Here is a 22863-nt window from a genome sequence, read left to right on the forward strand (position 1 = left end):
ATTCTGTTGCCGCCACATCGCATTGCTCTGGGCGTGGAGTACGCCGGGACCCACTATTGCGGCTGGCAGTATCAGCCGCATTGTGACTCGGTTCAGGGCGCACTGGCTGAGGCGCTGGCGTTTATTGCCGATGAGACGGTGGAGTTGCACTGTGCCGGCCGAACCGACACCGGCGTGCATGCGTTGGGGCAGGTTGCGCATTTTGACACCCATGCCGATCGACCGGCCAAAGCCTGGGTACAGGGGGTGAACACCCGTTTGCCCTCTGATATTCGGGTGGTCTGGGCGCAAGCGGTGGCACCACCGTTTCACGCCCGCTTCAGTGCCATGGCCCGGTCTTATCGCTATGTGATTTTGAATCGTCCGGTGGCGTCGGCGCATCTGGCCGACCAGGTAACCTGGGAGCGAACCCCTTTGAATGAACAGGCGATGCATCAGGCGGCACAATCGTTGGTGGGCGAACAGGACTTTTCTTCCTTTCGCGCCGCCGGTTGTCAGGCCAACCATGCGCGCAGAGAGGTGCAAGCGGTCACTGTGACTCGTCAGGACGATTTTGTGTTGATTGACGTTCGAGCCAATGCGTTTTTGCACCACATGGTGCGAAACCTTGTGGGGACCTTGATGGAAATCGGCCGGGCGGAAAGGCCGGTTTCGTGGGTCGGCGAATTGCTGGCGTTGCAGGATCGCACACGTGCGGGCAAAACGGCACCGGCCAGCGGCCTGTACTTTATCAATGCGTTTTATCCGCCGGAATGGTCGATTCCACAAATGTCGTTGGATGCGCGACTTTGGGAGTGCTCACATGGTTGAACGAACGCTGGAACAGGGCCGTGACCAGACTGTGGCACCTCCTTTGCGCCCCAGAGTGAAAATTTGTGGGATCACAAGGGTGGCGGATGCGTTGGCCGCAGCGCAGGCAGGAGCTGATGCGATTGGCCTGGTGTTTTATCAAAAGAGCCCCCGGGCGGTGTCTGCAAAAACCGCTGCGCGCATCCAGGCGGCATTGCCGCCTTTTGTGACCACGGTGGGGCTGTTTGTGAATGCCTCGACTGAGGAGGTGGCACGCACGCTTGAACAGGTGCCCTTGGACCTGTTGCAGTTTCATGGCGATGAACCGGCGGCGTTTTGTGAGCAATTTGCCCGGCCCTATATCAAAGCGGTTCGCATGCAGGCTCAGACCGATTTGTGTGCCCTGGCCAAGGCCTATCCCAAAAGTCGGGGACTGTTGCTGGACACCTATGTCAAAGGCCTTCCCGGCGGTACGGGCGAACGTTTTAACTGGCAGTGGGTGACCCCCGACGCTTTGTCGGCGCTGGACAAACCCATCATTCTGGCGGGCGGATTGAACGACAACAATGTGTCCCGGGCGATTGGTACCGTACAGCCCTGGGCGGTGGACGTCAGTGGCGGGGTGGAAAGTGCGCCGGGACAAAAGGACGCTCAGGCCATGCAGGCATTTGTGCAGGCGGCAACGGATTCAAAAAACAGGAACGACTATGACCATTGATTATGCAAAATTTCCCGACGACAAAGGGCATTTCGGTGTCTATGGCGGGGTGTTTGCCCCTGAGACATTGATGAGCGCCTTGTCGGAATTGACCGAGCAGTACCAGTCACTGAAAAACGATCCGGCATTTGTCGAGGCATTGACCCGCGATTATCAGGATTACGTCGGACGTCCGACGCCGCTGTATTTGGCCGAACGCTGGTCTGATGCTCTGGGTGGCGCAAAAATCTACCTCAAGCGCGAAGACCTCAATCACACCGGTGCCCATAAAATCAACAACACCATCGGCCAGGCGTTGCTGGCGAAAAAACTGGGCAAAACCCGCATCATCGCCGAGACAGGTGCCGGTCAGCATGGTGTGGCCAGTGCTACCGTGGCCGCACGATTGGGACTGGAGTGTGTGGTCTATATGGGGGCCGAGGATGTCAAGCGTCAGGCTCCGAATGTGGCCCGTATGCGCATGCTGGGGGCCAAAGTGGTGCCGGTGGAGTCGGGCACCCGAACGTTGAAAGATGCGTTGAACGAAGCCATGCGCGACTGGGTGACCAATGTGGACGACACTTTTTACATCATCGGCACAGTCTCAGGTCCACATCCCTACCCGATGATGGTGCGTGATTTTCAGGCGATCATGGGGCGCGAGGCCAAACGCCAGCATCTGGAGAAGGAAAACCGCCTGCCGGACGCGGTGGTGGCCTGTGTGGGCGGCGGTTCCAATGCCATTGGCATTTTTCACGATTTTCTGGCGGACGACTCGGTGAAGCTGGTGGGCGTGGAGGCCGGTGGGCATGGCCTGGCCTCCGGCCAGCATGCCGCGCCTCTGTGTCAGGGCAAGCCGGGGGTGTTGCATGGCAACCGCACCTACATCATGGAAGACGAAAACGGCCAGATTCTGGGCACCCATTCGATTTCCGCCGGACTGGATTACCCGGGCGTGGGGCCGGAACATGCCTGGCTCAAGGACATTGGCCGGGTGGAGTATGTGGCCATTGAGGATGACGAAGCCATGCAGGGCTGTCGTGATCTGACCCGCTTTGAGGGCATCATTCCGGCGCTGGAAACCAGCCACGCTTTGGCCCATGCCGCAAAAATGGCGGTCGAAATGACGCCGGAACAATCCATTATCGTCAACCTTTCAGGGCGAGGGGACAAAGACATGAATACCATCGCCGCCATCGAAGGATTTGAATTTTAACGTGAGTGATCCCATGAACCAGTCTTCACAGCGCATTGCCAACACGCTGGCGCACCTGCACACCCAGAACAGAACGGCTCTGATTCCTTATATTACCGCTGGCGATCCGGAACCCGGTATGACCGTGACCTTGATGCACAGTCTGGTCGAAACCGGTGCCGACATGCTGGAATTGGGGGTGCCGTTTTCCGATCCGATGGCGGATGGCCCGGTGATTCAAAAAGCGGTCGAGCGGGCGCTGAGCCATCAGGTCAGCCTGAAACAGGTGTTGCAGATGGTGACCGAATTTCGGCAAACCGACACGAAAACCCCTGTGATTCTGATGGGGTACTTGAATCCCATTGAAGCCATGGGGGTGGACACTTTCGCCCGGCAGGCGCAAACGGCGGGCGTGGATGCGGTCCTGACTGTGGACATGCCGCCGGAAGAAACCGAATATTACCTGCCAGCATTGAAAAAGGCGGCGATGGATCTGATTTTTCTGGTGTCGCCCACCACGCCGCAAAGCCGTCTGGCAGCGGTCAATGAGCAGGGCAGCGGTTTTGTGTATTATGTTTCCCTGAAAGGGGTGACCGGTTCCGGCCAGTTGAATGAAGCCGATGTGGCCAGTCATGTCGAAGCCTTGCGTTCACAGACACAAATGCCTGTGGCCATCGGCTTTGGCATTCGCGACGCCAAAACCGCGTACGCCATGGCCAAACTGGGGGATGCGGTGATCATCGGTTCGGCACTGGTCAAGGAAATTGAAACCTTGAGCGATCAGGGTCAGGCCGACCTACCCTCCGTTCAGGCTCGTTTGACAGACAAATTGCGAAGCTTCCGTGTGGCCATTGATCAGGCGGATGCGGGCGAAACACTCGAATGAATTGCGAAGGGGGACCCCACAATGAGCTGGTTTGAAAAAATACTGCCGAGCATCAAACAGGTAAGAGAGCGCAAGAAAAACGTGCCCGAGGGGCTTTGGACCAAGTGCCCGAAATGTGACAGCACTCTGTACCGGGCCGAAGTGATCCGCAATCAGGATGTGTGTCCCAAGTGTGAGCATCATATGCGCATGGGGGCCAGACGCCGCCTGGAAACCTTTCTGGACGAAGGCTCGCCTCTGGAGATTCATGGCGAAGTGACGCCCGTGGATGCTTTGAAATTCAAGGACATCAAATCCTACAAAAGCCGCTTGTCCCAAGCTCAGAAAAACACCGGCGAAAAAGACAGCTTTGTGACCATGTCCGGTCAGATTCAGGGACTGGATGTGGTGGCCGGCGCGTTTGAATTTCGGTTTATGGGCGGTTCGATGGGCTCGGTGATGGGCGAGAAATTCGTGCGCGCCGTCAATACCGCCATTGAAAAAGAATGTCCGCTGATCGTGTTTTCGGCCAGTGGCGGCGCCCGGATGCAGGAAGCCCTGTTTTCGCTGATGCAGATGGCCAAAACCAGCGCCGCTCTGGGGCGGCTTCGCGCCAAGCGCTTGCCGTTTATTTCGGTATTGACCGACCCGACCATGGGCGGTGTCTCGGCCAGCTTTGCGATGCTGGGGGACCTCAATGTGGCCGAACCCAAGGCGCTGATCGGCTTTGCCGGCCCCAGAGTGATCGAACAAACCGTGCGCGAAACCTTGCCGGAAGGCTTTCAGCGCTCGGAATTTCTGCTTGAACACGGGGCCATTGACCGGATCATTCACCGTCATGAACTGGCGTCTGAGTTGTCGGATATTTGCCGGATGCTGATGAAGAAACCGGCTGCCTGACCCGGAATGTCAGCAAACGAACCATCATTGGAAAACTGGTTGGCGACGCTTTTGCAGCGCCACCCCGATGACATCGATCTTGGGGTTGAGCGGGTCAGGTCGGTGGCGGAGACGCTGGGTCTGGCGGCCCCCGAACCTCTGGTGATCACGGTGGCCGGAACCAACGGCAAAGGCTCCAGTGTGGCGATGCTGGCAGCGATTTACCGGGCGGCGGGGTATGCGGTCGGGACCTATACTTCGCCCCATTTGCATCGGTTCAACGAGCGGATTCAGATTCAGGCCCAGCCAGCCGGAGACGCGGAAATCATCGCCGCCTTTGAGGCGATTGATCACGCGGCGGGTGACACCCGTTTAACTTATTTTGAGGTAGCGACGCTGGCCGCTTTATGGGTGTTTTCGCAGCACTCTCTGGATCTGGTGATTCTGGAAGTCGGGCTGGGCGGTCGATTGGACGCGGTCAATCTGGTGGATGCCGATGCCTGCCTGATCACCGCCATCGATGTGGATCATCAGGAATGGCTTGGCGACGACCGTGAAAACATCGGTCGGGAAAAAGCCGGGGTCATGCGCCCCGGTCGCCCTTGTGTCTGTTCTGATCGAGCTGCGCCGGCATCGGTCTTGGCACAGGCGAATGCCTTGGGAACGCCTTTGCGCCGTTTGGGTCAGGATTTTGACTGGCGTGACGAGGCCGATGGCAAAAATGACCAGGCCTGGTGGTTTTTGCCGGATGGTCAGGGCCAAGCCGGGGCGGTGGCCATGCCAACGCTGCCTTTGGCCGGGCGTTACCAGCGCGACAATGCCAGCGGGGTTCTGGCTTTGGTTGATTGGCTTGGTGAGCGTTTTCCTGTGAGTCGCGACCAGATGGCAAAAGGTTTGCAGGCCACGCAGCATCCGGGGCGGATGCAGCGATTGCAAACCGAACGCGGCCATTGGTTGCTGGATGTGGCGCACAATCCTCAGGCCGCTGGTGCCCTGGCACAGGCGCTGCCGAAAACCGGGCAGGTTTGTGTGTTTGCGGTGATGGCAGACAAGGACGTCGCCGGCATGATTGCGCCCTTGCAAGGGCGGGTTGCCCGGTGGGTGCTGCCGCCTTTGTCGGTGGCGCGCGCCCTTGAACCTCACGCATTGGCCGAGGCACTGCAACAGGCGGGCGTTGCCGGCGAAACCATTTATTTGACCGACTCAATGACTCAGGCCCTGGAAAAGGCCGAGTCGTTTCACCGGGACGGGACCGATGAGGCATTGATTTGCGGTTCCTTCTACACAGTGGCCGAGGCTTTGACGGCCCTGAAAGCAACGAATTCCCAAACAATGGATGAGGGCTGAAGCCATGACGCACCCTTCGTCAAACGATGACAACCTGGAGCAGGAAGCCTTTAAGAATCGACTGGTCGGTGCCATTCTGTGGCTGGGCCTGCTGGTGCTGATCGTGCCCCAGTGGTATGCCAATCCGGTGGCGTTCGATCCGCAGGCCCCCTGGCCGGTAAAAGCCGAGGCCGACACAGGCAAAACCCGGCACCCGGTGGCGCACACCTTGCCCGAAGGCCGTTCAGATAAAGCGGCGGGAGCCGATTCGAACCGGTCTGCCCAATCCGCGGAAGAGGGGGGGCAGGCGCAAGCGTCGTCGGCCCAGTGGATTCTGCGGCTGGTGGCTTATCGGTCGCAGGAACGTGCCCGCAAGCTGGCAGGCGAGTTGGAATACGATTATCAGGTCTTCATCAAGCATTTTCCCGAATCGGATTATTATTCGGTTCGTTCCGGTCCCTATCAAAGCCGGGAACAGGCAGAAAAAGATCAGAAAAAGCTCGACCAAATGTTGGACATTGAATCGCAGTTGGTTGAAATTCAGCCGGAAAAAAAGGTCTCAAACGGGAGTGAGTAAGATATGTGCGGCATAGTGGGAATGGTTTCAGAGAACCCGGTCAATCAAGAACTTTATGATGCTCTGACGGTTCTGCAACATCGTGGACAGGATGCGGCCGGCATTGTGACGTGCGATCGGGGCCGTTTGTACCAGCGCAAAGACAACGGCATGGTCAAGGATGTGTTTCGAACGCGCCACATGCGGGATCTGGTCGGCCGTATGGGCATCGGGCACGTGCGTTATCCCACGGCCGGCAGTTCTTCCAGTGCCGAAGCGCAGCCTTTTTATGTGAACTCGCCTTACGGCATCGCCCTGGGGCACAATGGCAACATCACCAACGCCGAACAACTGTCCAAAGAAATTTATGAAGAAGATTTGCGTCATCTGAACACCAATTCCGATTCGGAAATTCTGCTCAATGTGTTTGCCCACGAACTGATGCGCGAAAAGAAGCTCTCGGTTTCCCCCAGCGACATCTTTGATGCGATCAAGGGCGTGCATCGACGGGCCAGAGGTGGCTATGCGGCGGTTGGGATCATTCCGTCGGTCGGTCTGTTCGGTTTTCGCGACCCCCATGCATTGCGTCCGGTGGTGGTTGGCAAGCGTAGCGGACAAAACGGGGTCACCGACTACATGATTGCTTCGGAAAGCGTGGCGTTGAGTGCCGCCGGATTCGAGCTGATGCGTGATCTGGGGCCGGGGGAAGCGGTGGTGATCACCGCAGCCGGTGAGATTCATTTTGAGCAATGTGCTGAGAACCCCCAGTACAATCCCTGTATTTTTGAGTTTGTGTACTTCGCCCGTCCGGATTCCATGATCGATGACATTTCGGTTTACAAGTCGCGACTGCGCATGGGCGAGAAACTGGCCGAGCAGATCATGAACGACTGGCCGGACAACGACGTTGATGTGGTGATGCCGATTCCCGATACCAGTCGCACCTCGGCCCTGCAATTGGCCGAGCGACTGGGCAAGCCATACCGCGAAGGCTTTATCAAGAACCGTTACATCGGTCGCACCTTCATCATGCCCGGACAGAAACAACGCAAAAAATCGGTGCGTCAGAAGCTCAATCCGGTCCCTCTGGAATTTGAGGGGAAAAACATATTGCTGGTGGATGATTCCATTGTCCGCGGCACCACTTCGGGCGAAATTGTGCAGATGGCGCGGGATGCCGGGGCCAAAAATGTGTATTTTGCCTCGGCCGCGCCGGCCGTGCGTTATCCCTATGTCTACGGCATTGACATGCCCAGCCCGTCTGAGCTGATTGCCAATGGTCGTGAAATCAATCAGATTTGTGAGTACATCGGTGCTGATCGACTGTTTTATCAGAAGCTGGATGATCTGATCGATGCGGTTTCCTATGGCAGCCGCCGGATCACGGAGTTTGACACTTCCTGTTTCAGTGGCTGTTATGTCACCGGCGACATCAGTCAGGAATACCTGGATTCGCTGGACCAGAATCGCAATGATTCGGCCAAAAGCCATCAGAAGCAGGTCGGGCGTGAACCGGTGGGCATCTACAATGGATGAAACGCAGTTGGATATGGCCACGTTGGCCATTCGGGCCGGGTATCAGCAGACAGCGGAGCAGGAAAACAGCGAGGCGATTTTTCCGACCTCGAGTTTTCGTTATCACTCGGCGCAACAGGCGGCGGATCGTTTCAGTGGCGACGAGCCGGGCAACGTTTATTCACGCTTTACCAATCCAACCGTGCAGGCGTTTGAACGCCGGTTGGCGGCGATGGAAGAGGGCGAAGCCTGTGTGGCCACGGCGTCGGGCATGTCGGCCATATTGGCCAGTATGATGGGCTTGTTGCAGGCGGGCGACCATCTGGTCTGTTCCCAGAGTGTGTTTGGCACCACGCGCGTGCTGTTCGATCAGTATCTGCGGAAATTCGGTATTGAGGTCACCTATGTGCCCCTGACCGATTATGCCGCCTGGCAGAATGCGCTTCAGGACAATACCCGTTTGCTGTTTCTGGAAACGCCGTCCAATCCCCTGTCGGAAATCGCGGACATTGCCCGGCTGGGTGAGTTGGCGCGTGCGAACCAGGCCTGGTTGGTGGTGGATAACTGTTTTTGTACCCCGGCACTGCAGAAACCACTGACGCTGGGGGCCGATCTGGTGGTGCATTCGGCCACCAAGTTTCTGGACGGTCAGGGGCGCGTGGTCGGTGGCGCGGTTGTGGGCCCGGCGGCTCTGGTGGATGAAAAAATTCGCGGCGTCATGCGCACGGCGGGGCCGTCCATGAGTCCGTTCAACGCCTGGGTGTTTTTAAAAGGGCTGGAAACGCTGGCCTTGAGAATGAAGGCGCACAGCGAACAGGCGCAAGCGCTGGCCGATTGGCTGGTGGCGCAACCCGCTGTCAAACAGGTTTATTTTCCCGGCCTGGCTTCGCATCCGCAACGGGCGTTGATTGCGCGGCAGCAATCGGGGCCGGGCGGTCTGCTCGCCTTTGAAGTGGCAGGTGGGCGAGAAGCGGCCTGGACGGTGATTGATCAGACGCGCATGATTTCAATCACCGCCAACCTGGGCGATGTCAAAACCAGCATCACTCATCCGGCGACCACCACGCATGCGCGTGTGTCCCAGGCCGATCGGGAAGCCAGTGGCATCAGCGAATCTCTGGTGCGGGTGTCGGTGGGACTGGAAGCCATCGAAGACATTCAGGCCGATCTGGCCAGAGGGCTGGGCATGATCGGATCATCTCAGCAGGACTGAAGACAGGCTGAGATGGGTTTTTACTAGCAGCCTGTCTTAAATGATCGAAGCGAAAAAAGTCTGACTTGAGACAGTTTTTGTTCAATTTTGAGGCGAATAGCCTCGCTATTTAACGAAAAATTGGACAAAAAATGGCCAAGCTCAGGATTTTTGCAGCCGATTGGCTTAAGTCTGACAGGCTGCCAGGCCTGGTGCTTTTGACAGGTTGCGCTATTTGGGCAGCTCTGCGGCCAACTCCGAGTCAATGTTGACGCGGAACAACACCACGATTTTGCCAATGGACTGGAGGACTTGAGCGCCGGTCTGCCGGGTCAGTGCCTCGATCATGGCCTGACGGATCTCACGGTCGTCTTCGGCCATTTTGACTTTGAGCAGCTCGTGATGACTCAGTGCTTCTTCCACCGCCTCGGAAACCGCGGGTGTCAGGCCATTGGCGCCGATCATAACGACCGGTTTCAAACCGTGGGCAATGCCTTTGAGGAATTTTTTCTGCGCGGTGTTCAGTTTGGGTTGTACCGGATTGATCAGGGTATCAGACATGAGGTTTTGTGCATCCATCGGTGAATAAAAGCGACATTCTAACGCAACTGAGCCGTATGGATTCAAGAATTGGAAGGGAGAACGATGGCTCGCAGTAAATCCAGCAGCAAATGGCTGAAAGAGCATTTTGATGACCATTATGTCAACAAAGCCAAACAAGAAGGTTGGCGATCTCGCGCCGTCTATAAGTTGCAGGAAATCGATGAAAAGGATCGGTTGTTCCAGTCGGGAATGACGGTTGTGGATCTGGGCGCTGCGCCGGGCGGCTGGTCGCAGTGGGCCACCCATCAGATCGGTGAACGGGGAGAGGTGTTTGCACTGGATTTGTTGCCTGTGGAGCCATTTGCCGGGGTCACTTTCATTCAGGGCGATTTTCAGGATGAAGCCGTATACGATGCTTTGATGACGGCGCTGGACGGTCGGGAAGTGGATCTGGTGATGTCGGACATGGCGCCGAATATGAGCGGCAACAAACAGGTAGACATCCCCAAAGCCATGTATCTGGTCGAGCTGAGCGTGGATCTGGCCGATCAGGTACTCAAGCCAGGTGGTAATCTGTTGATGAAGGTGTTTCAGGGAGAGGGGTACGAAGCACTGCTTGCCCAGCTTCGCCAGAAATACCAGAAAGTGATGACCCGAAAACCCAAAGCGTCGCGGCCCCGCAGCAAGGAAATGTATTTGCTGGCCAAAAACAAACGGTCAGGCTGAGCGGGGTTTCGTGAATCTGCGCACCCAGACCGCTCAAAGGCATGTTTTCTTCAGCATCCGGGCAAAAAAAGCCCGGGGTTTTGTGGTAAAGTTTAGTGATTAAAAACGGTTTTCAGGAACCTGTTTTCAAAAATGGATGGCGTTTTCGCCGGGGCGGTCAATACGGCCAGGCCCAACTCAACGACATAGGAAAGACCGGAGAGCCGAACAGACTATGAAGAACGATATGCTCAAAAACATTCTGATTTGGACGGTGGTGGCAACCGTGATGTTGTCCATCTTCAACCATTTCAGTGGGCAGGGAGTCAGTCAGCGATCGCAGCTGGCCTATTCCGAATTTATTGATCAGGTTCGGGCCGGTGCCGTGAGCCAGGTGACGATTGAAGGCGAAAAAATTCAGGGCGTTTTTTCTGATGGCCGCGCCTTTACCACCTACAGCCCCGGAGACTTTGGTCTGATGGGCGATCTGCTGGACAACCGTGTCAAGGTGCAGGCACGCCCACCGGAAAAACAGAGCCTGTTGATGCAAATCTTTATTTCCTGGTTCCCGATGCTGTTGCTGATCGCCATCTGGATTTTCTTTATGCGTTCGATGAGCGGCGGTGGCATGGGCGGCAAGGGTGGCCCCATGTCGTTTGGCAAAAGCAAAGCCAAGATGCTCAGCGACGATCAGGTCAAGGTCACACTGGACGACGTCGCCGGGGCGGACGAAGCCAAAGAAGAAGTGGGTGAGATCGTCGACTTCCTGCGTGATCCGGACAAGTACCAGAATCTGGGGGGCAATATTCCCCGCGGTGTGCTGATGGTCGGTCCGCCGGGCACAGGGAAAACCCTGCTGGCCAAGGCCATTGCCGGTGAAGCCAAAGTGCCCTTTTTCAGCATTTCCGGTTCGGATTTTGTGGAAATGTTTGTCGGGGTCGGGGCGTCACGTGTGCGTGACATGTTCGAGCAGGCCAAGGCGCATTCTCCCTGCATCATTTTCATCGACGAGATCGATGCCGTGGGTCGCAGTCGCGGGGCCGGCATGGGCGGCGGCAATGACGAACGTGAGCAGACTCTGAACCAGATGCTGGTGGAAATGGATGGGTTTGAAGGCAATGAAGGCGTGATTGTGATTGCCGCCACCAACCGCGCGGACGTGCTGGACCCGGCCCTGCTGCGTCCCGGACGTTTTGACCGTCAGGTCAGTGTCGGTTTGCCGGATGTGCGCGGACGTGAACAGATTCTGAAAGTGCATATGCGCAAAGTGCCGATGTCTGAAGATGTGGACCCTTCGCTGATCGCCCGTGGCACGCCCGGTTTTTCCGGTGCGGATCTGGCCAACCTGGTCAACGAAGCCGCATTGTTTGCGGCTCGTGGCAATGATCGCCTGGTGACGCAGGGGCATTTTGAAAAGGCCAAGGATAAAATTCTGATGGGCGTAGAACGCCGGAGCATGGTCATGAGCGAAGAGGAGAAAAAACTCACCGCTTACCATGAAGCCGGCCACGCCATTGTGGGCTATCTGGTGCCTGAGCACGATCCGGTTTACAAGGTCAGTATCATGCCGCGCGGACGGGCGTTGGGTGTGACCATGTATCTGCCCGAGGAGGATTCCTACAGCTATTCCAAGCGCAAACTGGAAAGTCAGTTGTCGAGCCTGTATGGCGGGCGCATTGCCGAGGAAATGATTTTCGGCAAGGATTCGGTAACCACCGGTGCCAGTAACGACATCATGCGGGCCACCCAGATCGCCCGGCACATGGTGACCAAGTGGGGCTTGTCGGAAAAGCTCGGGCCTTTGATGTACGAAGAAGAAGAAAACAACTCGCTGATGGGCTCGTCACGGAACGCCAATGTTTCCGATGAGGTTTCCAGAGAAATCGACGATGAAATCCGTCACTTTATCGACAGCAATTACGCGCGTTCACAGAAATTGCTGGAAGAGAACAGTGATATTCTGCATGCCATGGCCGATGCGTTGATGAAATACGAGACCATTGATGCGGCGCAAATTGAGAAGCTGATGGCGCGTCAGGATCCGGGTGAACCGAAAGACTGGCAGGAGCGTTCCAACGATTCGGATGGCGACGCCCCGGAAGCGGTCAAAGAGACCTCCGATGAAGCGGGTACGGATAAGACCCGTACCGATCTGTCGGATGAGTCTTCGGACGATGTGCCTGGCAAGGGTGAGCCCAGCTTGCATTAATGCCCGGCGGGTATTTTAAAAAGCCCATTTATATGGGCTTTTTTTGTCTTGAAATCTTGTGAGTCGTATTCATGTCAGACCTGTTTTTGCATCGGCTTGATCAAAGCAAGCACTCTCTGCCACTGGTGATGGGGATTTTGAACGTGACCCCGGATTCTTTTTCTGACGGTGGGCAGTTTGAGCAGAAAGACGCTTTGCAGCGTCTCGTGGACAATATGCTGGCGGCGGGTGCCGATATGATTGACGTTGGCGGCGAATCGACGCGCCCCGGGGCGGTGGCGGTCGGTGTTCAGGAGGAGCTTGATCGGGTGATGCCGGTGGTGGAATGGCTGCGCGATGAAACCTCGACGATGGTGTCGGTGGATACCACTAAACCTGCTGTGATGCAGGAAGCCGCCAGGCAAGGGGTGGATTTGATTAACGATGTGCATGCTTTGCAGGCAGAGGGAGCGGTTTCCGTCGTCGCCGAATCGGGCGTGCCGGTCTGCTTGATGCACCATCCGGGAAGTCTCGAGCGCATGCATGAATGCCCGGATTATGTTGATGGGGTCGAACACGAAGTGGCTCGCTTTCTTTTGGCGCGTGCTCGCGCCTGTGAGCAATCGGGGATTGCATCGCACAAGATCCTTCTGGACCCGGGGTTTGGATTTGGTAAAACGCTGGACGACAATGTTCGGCTCTTCAGAGAGATGAACGTCTTGGCCGAAGCAGGCTACCCTTTGTTGGTGGGGGTGTCACGCAAGCGAATGATCGGGGCTTTGACGGGACAGGAATACGTTCAGGGCCGGGTAACGGGCAGCGTCGTGGCCGCCGTTCTGGCCATGATGAAGGGGGCCAGGATTCTGCGAGTGCACGATGTGGCAGAAACGGTTCAGGGGTTGAAGACCGCGCAGGCTCTGTGGTGAAAACCGATTTTTGGGAAAACGGATAAAGCATGGCATCAGATAAAAAATATTTCGGTACCGACGGCATTCGGGACAAGGTCGGCCAAGGGCTGATCCGACCTGATCAGATTTTGAAGCTTGGCTGGGCACTGGGACAGGTGTTGCAGGGTGCCGATAAGACAGAGCGCCCCAGCGTCATGATTGGAAAAGACACGCGAGTGTCGGGTTATCTGTTTGAATCCGCGCTGGAAGCGGGATTGATCGCTGCGGGCGTGGATGTGCTGCTTCTGGGGCCAATGCCGACGCCAGCAATTGCGTATCTGACGGAAACCTTTCACGCCAGTGCCGGAATTGTGATCAGCGCTTCGCACAATCCCCATCACGACAATGGGATCAAGTTTTTCAACCACGCGGGTCAGAAAATTTCCGATGAAATGGAACTGGCCATTGAGCAGGCATTTGATCGGCCCATGGTGATGGTGGACTCGGAAGCGTTGGGTCGGGCCAGGCGCGTCGATGACGCACCGGGACGCTACATTGAGTTCTGCAAGAGCACCTATCGGGCACCGAAAAAGCTGGATGGGCTGAAGCTGGTACTCGATTGCGCCAATGGGGCCACCTATCATATTGCTCCGAACGTGTTTCGCGAGTTGGGTGCCCAGGTTGTGGCCATTGGCGATCAACCGGATGGCATCAATATTAACCAGGCCTGCGGGGCAACCGATCTGGCGCGTTTACAGACGTGTGTGCTGGAAAGCAAAGCCGACCTGGGGATTGCGTTTGACGGCGATGGCGATCGGGTGATGATGGTCGATGATGCGGGCCAGGTGGTGGATGGAGATGAGTTGCTCTATGTGCTGGCCAGCTATTCCGAGACAGAAGTTGAGGGCGTCGTTGGAACGGTGATGAGCAATCTGGGTCTGGAGAAGGCGTTGACTGACCGCGGAATTGCGTTTCACCGGGCCCAGGTCGGGGATCGGTATGTGATGCGGGCACTGAACGATCGTGGCTGGTTGTTCGGGGCCGAGAATTCCGGCCATGTGCTGTGTTTGAATCGAATCGGCACGGGTGACGGCATTGTGGCCGCGCTTCAGGTCCTGTCTGTGGTGGTTCAGATGGGGCAGACCCTGGCCAGATTGAAAGCCGGGATGAAAAAATACCCGCAGCTGATGGAGAATGTTCGTCTGAATGCGTCAAGCCCGGATTTGAAACAGCGAGTGAAGGACAATGAGGCGTTGAACGCCGCCATGGAGCAGGCTCAGCAGGCCCTGGGTTCGCGTGGTCGGATTCTGATTCGGCCTTCCGGTACGGAGCCATTGATCCGGGTGATGGTGGAAGGTGACGACGTGGAATGGATTGAACCACAGCTGAAAAGCCTTGCCGAAGTGGTCAGAACTGAATTTAGCTAAAATTGTCAAGATTGTAATTTGAAAAATTAGCCGCTAATATAGCGTGAATTTTGCGTTGGAGACGATCGGAATGAGACAAAAGTTTGTAGCAGGTAACTGGAAGATGCATGGTTCCAAGGCCAGTGTGGAAGCGCTTATGGCCGGGTTGATCAAGCAGGCTGATCAGGCGGGTGCTGCGAAAATCGCTGTCTGTCCACCGTCTTTGTACATTGACCAGGTGGTTACGGCGTTGCGCAATGCCGGCTGTGAAAACATTGCCGTGGGCGCACAGAATATGACAACCGAACCCGATTCGGGTGCGTTCACGGGTGAAGTTTCGGCCCGAATGCTCAAGGATGTCGGGTGTGAATTCGTGATTCTGGGGCATTCCGAACGACGTGCGATGTTTGCTGAAACCAATGAAGTGGTGGCAGAGAAGGTCAAAACGGCGTTGGAAAATGATTTGACTCCCATCCTGTGTATCGGTGAAACATTGGCCGAGCGCGAAGCCGGAAAGCTGGAAGCGGTGATCAGTGAGCAGGTGGAAGCCGTTTTGTCTGTGGTCGGGATTGACGCTTTCGCGAAGATTGTGATCGCTTACGAACCGGTCTGGGCGATTGGTACCGGAAAAACGGCCAGTGCGGATCAGGCGCAGGAAGTGCATGCCTTTATCCGAGGCCAGCTGGCCAAGTCGAACCCGCAGGTCGCCGAGAAAGTGGTGATTCAGTACGGTGGCAGCATGAAACCGGTCAATGCCCAGGAATTGATGGCGCAGCCGGACATCGATGGCGGATTGATTGGCGGCGCCTCGTTGAAAGCAGAGGATTTTATCGCCATTTGTCAGGCAGCCGGAGCGTAGCCATGTTTAATATTGTTTTAGCGATTCATTTGTTTATTGCCTTTATCTTGATTGTGCTGGTGTTGTTGCAGCACGGCAAGGGCGCAGATGCCGGTGCCAACTTTGGCGGCGGCTCTTCCCAGTCCGTTTTTGGCGGCGGTGGTGGCAGCAACTTTTTGTTGAAAGTGACCTCGGTGGTGGCCGTGATTTTCTTTGTGACCAGCTTGAGTCTGGCTTACATGGGCGCACAACAAGCCTCGGGGTCTGGCAGTGTGATTGACAAGACGGCCGAACCGTCTGAACCGACCAAAAATTCTGATGATCCTGTGGTTCCTAACTGAATGACAGTTTCTCAAAATCAGCCGATGTGGTGGAATTGGTAGACACGCTATCTTGAGGGGGTAGTGGCGAAAGCTGTGCCGGTTCGAGTCCGGCCATCGGCACCATTTTTTGTTTTTGATGCCTTTGTGGCGTCAAAAGCATGTCAAGCTGGCAATGTCAGCGTATTTTTGCCAGGTCAATGACCGGGTGAAATGACAAGACGAGGTTGAAGATCGATGCTAGAAAATTATCTGCCGATTTTGGTGTTTGTCGTGCTTGGGATGCTGTTTGGCATCGGCCCGATTGTATTGGGTTATCTGCTCGGTCCCAGTCACCCCGATTCTGAAAAGCAATCGCCCTATGAATGTGGGTTTGAAGCCTTTGAAGATTCTCGGATGAAGTTCGACGTGCGCTTTTACCTGGTCGCGATTCTTTTTATTATCTTCGATCTGGAAATCGCCTTTTTGTTCCCGTGGGCCATTGCGCTTGAAGAAATTGGTACCTTTGGCTTGCTGGCCATGGCGGCATTTCTGGCTTTGCTGGTCGTCGGCTTTATTTACGAATGGAGAAAGGGAGCGCTGGAGTGGGAGTAGAAGGCGTACTGAAAGAAGGGGTGGTCACCACCTCTGCAGACAAACTCATCAATTGGGCCCGGACCGGCTCCCTGTGGCCAATGACTTTCGGGCTGGCTTGTTGTGCGGTTGAAATGATGCATGCCGGTGCGTCCCGCTACGACCTTGATCGTTTCGGTATCATTTTCCGTCCCAGTCCCAGACAGTCGGATGTGATGATTGTGGCTGGCACACTGGTCAACAAGATGGCTCCGGCATTACGGAAAGTATACGATCAGATGGCGGAACCCAGATGGGTGATTTCCATGGGGTCCTGTGCGAATGGTGGCGGGTATTATCATTATTCCTATTCTGTGGTGCGCGGGTGTGATCGCATTGTGCCGGTCGATATCTATGTGCCCGGCTGCCCTCCGACGGCTGAAGCGCTGCTCTATGGCATCGTTCAGCTCCAGAATAAAATCAAGCGCACCAATACCATTGCGCGCTGAAGCGCTTAAGGAAACGTGATATGAAGCAGTCTGTTCTGGATCTTCAAACGCAACTGCAGCAACTTTTCCCTGAATGGGTTCGCTCGTCCAGTATTCAGTTTGATGAGTTGACGATTGAAGTCGTACCTGAGCATGCCCACGATCTGATGCTTGCCCTGCGGGACCAGGTGGGATTCGATCAGTTGATGGACCTGTGTGGGGTGGACTATCTCTCCTACGGCCAAGCCAACTGGGAAACCACCAGCGTGACTCAGACCGGTTTTAGCCGAGGGGTGTTTGATTTTGAAGAGGCAGAAGACACGGGCGCGGCAGACATGCCCCGGCGTTTTGCCGTGGTCTATCACTTGCTGTCGGTGGCGAACAATCGACGTGTTCGGGTCAAGGTCTTCGCTGAAAAAACCCAGTCACCCCAGGTGGATTCGGTGGTGGATGTCTGGCGTTGTGCGGACTGGTTCGAGCGTGAGGCGTTTGATCTCTACGGGATCGTTTTCGCCGGACACCCCGACTTGCGCCGCATTCTGACCGATTATGGTTTTGTCGGGCACCCTTTGAGAAAAGATTTCCCTCTGACCGGGCATGTTGAAATGCGTTACGATCCAGAAAAAGGGCGCGTTGTTTATCAGCCTGTGACCATTGAAAACCGTGTCAATGTGCCACGTGTCATCCGCCACGAAACGGCGCAAAAACAAGGTGGGTAAACCCTATGTCCGAGATTCGTAATTACACACTCAATTTTGGTCCACAGCATCCGTCTGCGCACGGGGTGTTACGCCTCGTTCTGGAACTGGACGGTGAGACCATCGTCCGATCCGACCCGCATATCGGGTTGTTGCACCGTGGCACCGAAAAGCTGGCCGAATACAAGCCTTACAACCAGTCCATCGGTTACATGGACCGTCTGGACTATGTGTCGATGATGGCCAACGAGCATGCCTACGTCATGGCCATTGAAAAAATGCTTGATCTGGACGTGCCGGAACGGGCGCAGTATATCCGGGTCATGTTCGACGAAATCACCCGTATTCTGAACCATTTGATGTGGTTGGGTGCGCATGCCCTCGACATCGGGGCCATGACGGTGTTCTTGTACGCATTCCGTGAAAGGGAAGATCTGATGGACTGCTATGAGGCGGTCTCAGGGGCCCGCATGCATGCGACTTATTATCGTCCTGGCGGGGTGTATCGGGATTTGCCTGACACCATGGCCAAGTATGACGAGTCTCCCTGGCGTCAGGGGAAAAGACTGGATGAGCTCAATGAAACGCGTGAAGGCTCTTTGCTGGACTTTATCGAGGCGTTTACCGAACGTTTTCCAGGCCTGGTCGATGAATACGAAACACTGCTGACCGACAATCGGATATGGAAACAGCGAACCGTGGATATTGGCATTGTGTCGCCGGAGCGTGCCCTGCAGCTTGGCTTTACCGGTCCGATGCTGCGTGGTTCCGGGATTGCCTGGGATCTTCGCAAAAAACAGCCGTACGAAGTGTACGACCGAATGGAATTCGATGTGCCGGTTGGCAAGACCGGCGACTGTTACGATCGTTATCTGGTGCGGGTCGCAGAGATGCGTGAGTCCAACAAGATCATCAAGCAGTGTGTTGATTGGCTGAAAACACACCCAGGCCCAGTGATTTCCGATAACCACAAGGTCACACCACCGAGTCGTGAGCTGGCCAAAACCAGCATGGAAGCATTGATCCACCACTTTAAACATTTTACGGAAGGGTTCTGTGTGCCCGAAGGCGAAGCCTACTCGGCAGTGGAACACCCCAAAGGCGAGTTTGGCATCTACATGGTTTCAGACGGTGCCAACAAACCCTATCGTTTGAAAATTCGTGCGCCTGGCTACACCCATTTGGCAGCGCTTGATGAAATGGCAAAAGGTCACATGATCGCCGACGTCGTTGCCATTCTTGGAACTCAGGACATTGTATTCGGGGAGGTTGATCGATGAGTGCTGCCAGTCAAGGAATGATTCAGGGCGACGTCCAGAGCCGCATCGACAAGTGGGTGGCACGTTACCCAAGCGACCAGCCCCAGTCAGCGGTGATGGCTGCATTGCGCATTGTTCAGGAAGCCAACGGTGGCCAACTGACAACGGCGCTGATGGACGAAGTCGCAGACTATCTGGGCATGACCCCGATTGCGGTTTACGAAGTGGCCACCTTTTATTCGATGTACGAACATCAACCGGTCGGTCGTCACAAGTTGTGCGTCTGCACCAATATTTCCTGTATGCTCCGTGGCAGTGACGAATTGCTGGACTACATGAAGCAGAAGCTGGATGTGGAAGTCGGACAAGTGACGGCGGACGGCAAGTTTTCCATCAAAACCGTTGAGTGCCTTGGTGCCTGCGGTGGTGCACCCATGATGATGCTAGGCAAAGACTACTACGAGAATCTGGACGAAAAACGCGTCGACGAAATCCTGGATGGTTTGGAGTAAAACATGTTGCCATTAAATGAATGCTGTTATCGCCTCAACCATCTCGATACCCCGTGGGATATTGAGACTTACATCGAAAACGGTGGTTACCAGATCTGGAAACAGGTTTTGGCGGGAGAGTTGTCACCACAGGAAATCATCGATGAAATCAAAACGTCCAATATCCGCGGGCGTGGCGGTGCCGGTTTTCCTACCGGTCTGAAGTGGAGCTTCATGAACCGGGCAGCGCCCGGACCCAAATACATCCTGTGTAATTCCGATGAAGGCGAGCCGGGCACTTTCAAGGACCGTGACATTCTTCGCTACAACCCGCATCAGTTGGTCGAAGGGATGATGATTGCCGGCTACACGATCGGTGCCACAGCGGGGTACAACTATATCCGAGGCGAATTCTGGGAGCCGTACAAACGCTTTCATAATGCGATCGAGCAAGCACGCGAGGCAGGCCTGCTGGGCGAAAACATTCTGGGCTCGGGGTACGATTTTGAGCTGCATGCACATTTGGGAGCAGGGGCTTATATCTGCGGTGAAGAGACCGCGTTGATTGAGTCTCTGGAAGGAAAGAAGGGGCAGCCCCGTTTTAAACCCCCGTTTCCAGCCAGTTACGGTGCCTGGGGCAAGCCCACCACGGTCAACAATACCGAAACCCTGGCCTCAATCCCGGTGATTCTGGCGAAAGGCGGTGAATGGTTCCGTGATCTGGGGGTGGAAAACGCTGGTGGTACCAAGTGTTATGCGGTTTCCGGCCATGTTGAAAAACCCGGAAACTTCGAAGTGCGCATGGGGACGCCATTCAAGGATCTTTTGGAGGCCGCTGGTGGCATCTGGAAAGGGCGGGAACTCAAAGCCGTGATTCCAGGTGGTGCTTCCACGGCGGTTTTGCCAGGAGAGAAGGCATTGGCCATGAACATGGATTACGATTCCATTGCCAAATCCGGTTCCTTCCTGGGAGCGGGATCGGTCATTATCATGGACGATCACACCGATATGGTGAAAGCCTGTGAGCGTCTCTCATGGTTTTACCATGAAGAATCTTGTGGACAATGCACCCCTTGTCGCGAAGGGACAGGCTGGATGTACCGTGTGATTCATCGGATCCGCCAGGGCAAGGGCCGTCCGGAAGACATTGAATTGCTCCGAAATGTGGGCGGAAAAATCATGGGCAAAGTGATCTGTGGCCTGGGTGATGCGGCCGCGACGCCAGTGAGCAGTTTCCTTGAACACTTCGAACACGAGTTCAGACATTACATAGACCACGGTTGCAGTATTTTTGATCGTCAATAAGCCGGACGGTTCAGGCATCGACAGGCATTGAATTAGGTAGTAGTTATGGTGAAGATTGAAATTAACGGACAAGTGGTTGAGGCAAAAGAAGGCTCAATGCTGATTGATGTGGCCGATCAGGCCAACATCGCCATTCCGCGCTTTTGTTACCACAAAAAACTTTCCATCGCCGCGAATTGCCGTATGTGCCTGGTAGAAGTGGAAGGTGCCCCCAAGGCGATGCCGGCTTGCGCCACGCCGGTGACAGACGGTATGAAAGTCCTCACTCAGTCGCAGAAGGCCAAGGGCGCACAAAAAAATGTGATGGAGTTTTTGCTGATCAACCATCCTCTGGATTGCCCGATCTGTGACCAGGGTGGGGAGTGTGAGCTTCAGGATGTGGCACTGGAATATGGGGACGATGTGTCCCACTTCAATGAAGGCAAACGCGTTGTCGCAGACAAAGACATCGGCTCTCTGATTCAGACCGATATGACCCGTTGCATTCACTGCACCCGTTGTGTGCGTTTTGGTCAGGAAGTGGCTGGCATGATGGAACTGGGAGCGACCGGACGCAGTGAATGGATGGAAATCGGCACCTACATTGAAAAGTCCGTGAGTTCGGAAATGTCGGGCAATATGATTGACTTGTGCCCGGTCGGGGCTTTGACCTCGAAACCTTTCCGTTACTCTGCCCGGCCTTGGGAACTGCAGTCTCACCCAACAATTGCGCCGCACGACAGCATTGGTTCCAATATTGTGATCCATGCCAAAGGCAATGAGGTGAAGCGCGTGGTGCCGGCCGAAAACGAATCAGTGAACGAAGTCTGGATTTCGGATCGTGACCGTTTTTCTTACGAAGCCATCCACAGCGAAGACCGTTTGCAAACGCCGATGATCAAAAACAAAGGGCAATGGCAGGACGTTGACTGGGAAACCGCCCTGGCGTTTGTCGCAGACAAATTGAAAGCCTATGCCGAAACCTTCCCGGATCAGGTTGGCGTACTGGCCGCACCCAATGCCACACTGGAAGAATTGCATCTGCTGCAGAAAATGGCCAGAGGTCTGGGAATTGAAAACCTGGATCACCGTTTGCGCCAAAGCGATTTCCGGCTGGATGCGGTTCAACCGCATTCCGAAAAAGCCGTTCAGCCGCATTTGAATCTGAGTTTTGATGGTCTGGAGAACCAGGATCTGGTCTTGCTTGTTGGAAGTTGGCTGCGCAAAGAAATTCCATTGCTCAATCACCGGCTTCGAAAGGCCGGGCAAAAAGGCGCTGGCATTTGGGCCATTAACCCGGAAACCTTTGACTTTAACTATGACATGACCCAGATCGCCTCCGATCAGTGGTTGCTGAAGCTGGCAGGCCTGGTCAAAACGGTGGCTGAAAAAACCGGCCATCAATCGGATTTGCCGCAATGGGTGGCTCAAAGCGAGGTGGACACGGAGGTCGAAACTCTGGCCCAGCAGATGATTGAGGCGGAAAACGTGTCCGTTATGCTGGGTCAGATCGCCCAAACCGATGCCCATTACACGGAATTGGTCCAGTTGAGTGCCTGTCTGGAGGCATGGACGGGCGCCAATCTGAGTATTGTGCCATTGTCAGCCAATACTGTGGGCGCGCAACAGGTCGGTTTTCTGCCTCTCAAAGGCAAGAATGCCGAGCAGATGCTTTCTTCTCGCACCCGTATGTACCTGAATTTTGGGCTGGAACCGGAAAAGGATCTGGCCGATGGTCAGCTGGCACTGAATGCGATGAGACAGGCCGAATTTGTGGTCAATATGACCGCGTTCGATTCCGAAACCCAGCGCGATTACGCGGATGTCCTGCTGCCCATTAGCACCTTTGCCGAGACGGCTGGCAGTTTCGTCAATGCCATGGGGCGTTTGCAGAGCTTTAAAATGGCCATTGAGCCGGTGAATGATGCCAAGCCCGGCTGGAAGGTGTTTCGGGTTCTTGGCAATCTGCTGGGTCTTGACGGATTTGATCAGACCAATGCCGCTCAAGTTCGAAGCGACATCGCATTGACGCCTTTGTCTCCGGATTTTCAATCCCTGGAAGCAGCCAAAGCGCCTGAACAATCAGCCATTGTGACCACAGAACAGATCAATATTTATGCGGTCGATGCGATGGTCAGACGATCGCCATCGCTTCAGGCGACACCGGATGCCAAATCAGCGTGATGCTGG

Annotated in this window: 23 protein-coding genes and 1 tRNA gene; 23 read left to right on the forward strand and 1 reads right to left on the reverse strand. The window is 55.4% G+C overall.

Annotated features, from left to right (window positions below):
* The first annotated feature begins 6 nt into the window (after positions 1-6).
* The 9 genes from truA to A377_RS0109055 are packed head-to-tail and all read left to right on the forward strand — an operon-like array spanning position 7 to position 9035.
* Positions 7-810, forward strand: coding sequence for a tRNA pseudouridine(38-40) synthase TruA (truA, locus tag A377_RS0109015; protein ID WP_019896001.1), 804 nt, complete (start codon positions 7-9; stop codon positions 808-810).
* On the forward strand, positions 803-1507 hold the full coding sequence (locus A377_RS0109020; protein ID WP_019896002.1) for a phosphoribosylanthranilate isomerase: 705 nt from the start codon (positions 803-805) through the stop codon (positions 1505-1507). Before truA ends, A377_RS0109020 begins: the two co-directional genes overlap by 8 nt.
* Entirely contained in the window at positions 1497-2702 is a 1206-nt protein-coding gene (gene trpB / locus A377_RS0109025) for a tryptophan synthase subunit beta (protein WP_019896003.1), read from the forward strand. Before A377_RS0109020 ends, trpB begins: the two co-directional genes overlap by 11 nt.
* A 13-nt stretch (positions 2703-2715) precedes the next feature.
* Entirely contained in the window at positions 2716-3567 is an 852-nt protein-coding gene (gene trpA, locus A377_RS0109030; protein WP_019896004.1) for a tryptophan synthase subunit alpha, read from the forward strand.
* A 21-nt stretch (positions 3568-3588) separates the two neighbouring features.
* Entirely contained in the window at positions 3589-4446 is an 858-nt protein-coding gene (gene accD / locus A377_RS0109035; RefSeq protein WP_019896005.1) for an acetyl-CoA carboxylase, carboxyltransferase subunit beta, read from the forward strand.
* A 6-nt stretch (positions 4447-4452) separates the two neighbouring features.
* Positions 4453-5772 (forward strand): bifunctional folylpolyglutamate synthase/dihydrofolate synthase, encoded by a 1320-nt coding sequence (locus A377_RS0109040; protein ID WP_028485426.1) that lies wholly within the window; start codon positions 4453-4455, stop codon positions 5770-5772.
* A gap of 4 nt (positions 5773-5776) precedes the next feature.
* Positions 5777-6328, forward strand: a complete 552-nt coding sequence (locus A377_RS0109045) for an SPOR domain-containing protein (protein ID WP_033422860.1) — start codon at positions 5777-5779, stop codon at positions 6326-6328.
* A 3-nt stretch (positions 6329-6331) separates the two neighbouring features.
* Positions 6332-7843 carry an amidophosphoribosyltransferase gene (gene purF, locus A377_RS0109050; protein ID WP_028485427.1) on the forward strand — a complete coding sequence of 504 codons (1512 nt, stop codon included), beginning with the start codon at positions 6332-6334 and terminating at the stop codon, positions 7841-7843.
* Complete coding sequence (locus A377_RS0109055; protein ID WP_019896009.1) at positions 7836-9035, forward strand: O-succinylhomoserine sulfhydrylase; 1200 nt, start codon at positions 7836-7838, stop codon at positions 9033-9035. The genes purF and A377_RS0109055 overlap by 8 nt, the downstream gene beginning before the upstream one ends.
* Before the next feature lie 210 nt (positions 9036-9245).
* Here the strand turns inward: A377_RS0109055 and yhbY are convergent, their stop codons facing one another.
* A complete protein-coding gene (gene yhbY / locus A377_RS0109060) occupies positions 9246-9575 on the reverse strand; it encodes a ribosome assembly RNA-binding protein YhbY (RefSeq protein ID WP_019896010.1) in 330 nt (109 codons plus the stop codon).
* Between the two features lie 84 nt (positions 9576-9659).
* On the opposite strand from yhbY, the gene rlmE reads away from it, so the two are divergent.
* The 14 genes from rlmE (at position 9660) to nuoG (ending at position 22857) form a co-directional block, all read left to right on the forward strand.
* On the forward strand, positions 9660-10283 hold the full coding sequence (gene rlmE, locus A377_RS0109065; RefSeq protein WP_019896011.1) for a 23S rRNA (uridine(2552)-2'-O)-methyltransferase RlmE: 624 nt from the start codon (positions 9660-9662) through the stop codon (positions 10281-10283).
* Positions 10284-10497: 214 nt separating this feature from the next.
* Positions 10498-12471: an ATP-dependent zinc metalloprotease FtsH gene (gene ftsH, locus A377_RS0109070; RefSeq protein WP_028485429.1), complete on the forward strand. Its 1974-nt coding sequence runs from the start codon at positions 10498-10500 to the stop codon at positions 12469-12471.
* Between the two features lie 71 nt (positions 12472-12542).
* Complete coding sequence (gene folP, locus A377_RS0109075) at positions 12543-13376, forward strand: dihydropteroate synthase (protein ID WP_019896014.1); 834 nt, start codon at positions 12543-12545, stop codon at positions 13374-13376.
* Between the two features lie 29 nt (positions 13377-13405).
* Positions 13406-14764, forward strand: coding sequence for a phosphoglucosamine mutase (gene glmM / locus A377_RS0109080; protein WP_019896015.1), 1359 nt, complete (start codon positions 13406-13408; stop codon positions 14762-14764).
* A 70-nt stretch (positions 14765-14834) separates the two neighbouring features.
* Positions 14835-15602 carry a triose-phosphate isomerase gene (gene tpiA, locus A377_RS0109085; protein WP_028485431.1) on the forward strand — a complete coding sequence of 256 codons (768 nt, stop codon included), beginning with the start codon at positions 14835-14837 and terminating at the stop codon, positions 15600-15602.
* Positions 15603-15604: 2 nt separating this feature from the next.
* Positions 15605-15922, forward strand: a complete 318-nt coding sequence (gene secG / locus A377_RS0109090) for a preprotein translocase subunit SecG (protein ID WP_019896017.1) — start codon at positions 15605-15607, stop codon at positions 15920-15922.
* A 20-nt stretch (positions 15923-15942) separates the two neighbouring features.
* Positions 15943-16027: transfer RNA gene (locus A377_RS0109095), tRNA-Leu, on the forward strand.
* 111 nt (positions 16028-16138) lie between these two features.
* Positions 16139-16495 carry an NADH-quinone oxidoreductase subunit A gene (gene ndhC / locus A377_RS0109100; RefSeq protein WP_019896018.1) on the forward strand — a complete coding sequence of 119 codons (357 nt, stop codon included), beginning with the start codon at positions 16139-16141 and terminating at the stop codon, positions 16493-16495.
* Positions 16486-16962, forward strand: coding sequence for a NuoB/complex I 20 kDa subunit family protein (locus A377_RS0109105; RefSeq protein WP_019896019.1), 477 nt, complete (start codon positions 16486-16488; stop codon positions 16960-16962). The genes ndhC and A377_RS0109105 overlap by 10 nt, the downstream gene beginning before the upstream one ends.
* Before the next feature lie 20 nt (positions 16963-16982).
* Complete coding sequence (locus tag A377_RS0109110) at positions 16983-17660, forward strand: NADH-quinone oxidoreductase subunit C (protein WP_019896020.1); 678 nt, start codon at positions 16983-16985, stop codon at positions 17658-17660.
* 5 nt (positions 17661-17665) lie between these two features.
* Complete coding sequence (locus A377_RS0109115) at positions 17666-18919, forward strand: NADH-quinone oxidoreductase subunit D (RefSeq protein WP_019896021.1); 1254 nt, start codon at positions 17666-17668, stop codon at positions 18917-18919.
* Entirely contained in the window at positions 18916-19410 is a 495-nt protein-coding gene (gene nuoE, locus A377_RS0109120) for an NADH-quinone oxidoreductase subunit NuoE (protein ID WP_028485432.1), read from the forward strand. Before A377_RS0109115 ends, nuoE begins: the two co-directional genes overlap by 4 nt.
* A gap of 3 nt (positions 19411-19413) precedes the next feature.
* Entirely contained in the window at positions 19414-20694 is a 1281-nt protein-coding gene (nuoF, locus tag A377_RS0109125) for an NADH-quinone oxidoreductase subunit NuoF (RefSeq protein WP_019896023.1), read from the forward strand.
* A gap of 45 nt (positions 20695-20739) precedes the next feature.
* Complete coding sequence (nuoG, locus tag A377_RS0109130) at positions 20740-22857, forward strand: NADH-quinone oxidoreductase subunit NuoG (RefSeq protein WP_028485433.1); 2118 nt, start codon at positions 20740-20742, stop codon at positions 22855-22857.
* Positions 22858-22863 lie beyond the last annotated feature (6 nt).

Source organism: Hydrogenovibrio halophilus DSM 15072 (assembly GCF_000384235.1).
GTDB lineage: Bacteria > Pseudomonadota > Gammaproteobacteria > Thiomicrospirales > Thiomicrospiraceae > Hydrogenovibrio > Hydrogenovibrio halophilus.

Excerpts from the sequence above, each read along its gene's own strand:
- A377_RS0109020 (WP_019896002.1), top strand. The coding sequence starts at position 803 with ATGGTTGAACGAACGCTGGAACAGGGCCGTGACCAGACTGTGGCACCT.
- trpB (WP_019896003.1), top strand. The coding sequence starts at position 1,497 with ATGACCATTGATTATGCAAAATTTCCCGACGACAAAGGGCATTTCGGT.
- trpA (WP_019896004.1), top strand. The coding sequence starts at position 2,716 with ATGAACCAGTCTTCACAGCGCATTGCCAACACGCTGGCGCACCTGCAC.
- accD (WP_019896005.1), top strand. The coding sequence starts at position 3,589 with ATGAGCTGGTTTGAAAAAATACTGCCGAGCATCAAACAGGTAAGAGAG.
- A377_RS0109040 (WP_028485426.1), top strand. The coding sequence starts at position 4,453 with ATGTCAGCAAACGAACCATCATTGGAAAACTGGTTGGCGACGCTTTTG.
- A377_RS0109045 (WP_033422860.1), top strand. The coding sequence starts at position 5,777 with ATGACGCACCCTTCGTCAAACGATGACAACCTGGAGCAGGAAGCCTTT.
- purF (WP_028485427.1), top strand. The coding sequence starts at position 6,332 with ATGTGCGGCATAGTGGGAATGGTTTCAGAGAACCCGGTCAATCAAGAA.
- A377_RS0109055 (WP_019896009.1), top strand. The coding sequence starts at position 7,836 with ATGGATGAAACGCAGTTGGATATGGCCACGTTGGCCATTCGGGCCGGG.
- yhbY (WP_019896010.1), bottom strand. The coding sequence starts at position 9,575 with ATGTCTGATACCCTGATCAATCCGGTACAACCCAAACTGAACACCGCG.
- rlmE (WP_019896011.1), top strand. The coding sequence starts at position 9,660 with ATGGCTCGCAGTAAATCCAGCAGCAAATGGCTGAAAGAGCATTTTGAT.
- ftsH (WP_028485429.1), top strand. The coding sequence starts at position 10,498 with ATGAAGAACGATATGCTCAAAAACATTCTGATTTGGACGGTGGTGGCA.
- folP (WP_019896014.1), top strand. The coding sequence starts at position 12,543 with ATGTCAGACCTGTTTTTGCATCGGCTTGATCAAAGCAAGCACTCTCTG.
- glmM (WP_019896015.1), top strand. The coding sequence starts at position 13,406 with ATGGCATCAGATAAAAAATATTTCGGTACCGACGGCATTCGGGACAAG.
- tpiA (WP_028485431.1), top strand. The coding sequence starts at position 14,835 with ATGAGACAAAAGTTTGTAGCAGGTAACTGGAAGATGCATGGTTCCAAG.
- secG (WP_019896017.1), top strand. The coding sequence starts at position 15,605 with ATGTTTAATATTGTTTTAGCGATTCATTTGTTTATTGCCTTTATCTTG.
- ndhC (WP_019896018.1), top strand. The coding sequence starts at position 16,139 with ATGCTAGAAAATTATCTGCCGATTTTGGTGTTTGTCGTGCTTGGGATG.
- A377_RS0109110 (WP_019896020.1), top strand. The coding sequence starts at position 16,983 with ATGAAGCAGTCTGTTCTGGATCTTCAAACGCAACTGCAGCAACTTTTC.
- A377_RS0109115 (WP_019896021.1), top strand. The coding sequence starts at position 17,666 with ATGTCCGAGATTCGTAATTACACACTCAATTTTGGTCCACAGCATCCG.
- nuoE (WP_028485432.1), top strand. The coding sequence starts at position 18,916 with ATGAGTGCTGCCAGTCAAGGAATGATTCAGGGCGACGTCCAGAGCCGC.
- nuoF (WP_019896023.1), top strand. The coding sequence starts at position 19,414 with ATGTTGCCATTAAATGAATGCTGTTATCGCCTCAACCATCTCGATACC.
- nuoG (WP_028485433.1), top strand. The coding sequence starts at position 20,740 with ATGGTGAAGATTGAAATTAACGGACAAGTGGTTGAGGCAAAAGAAGGC.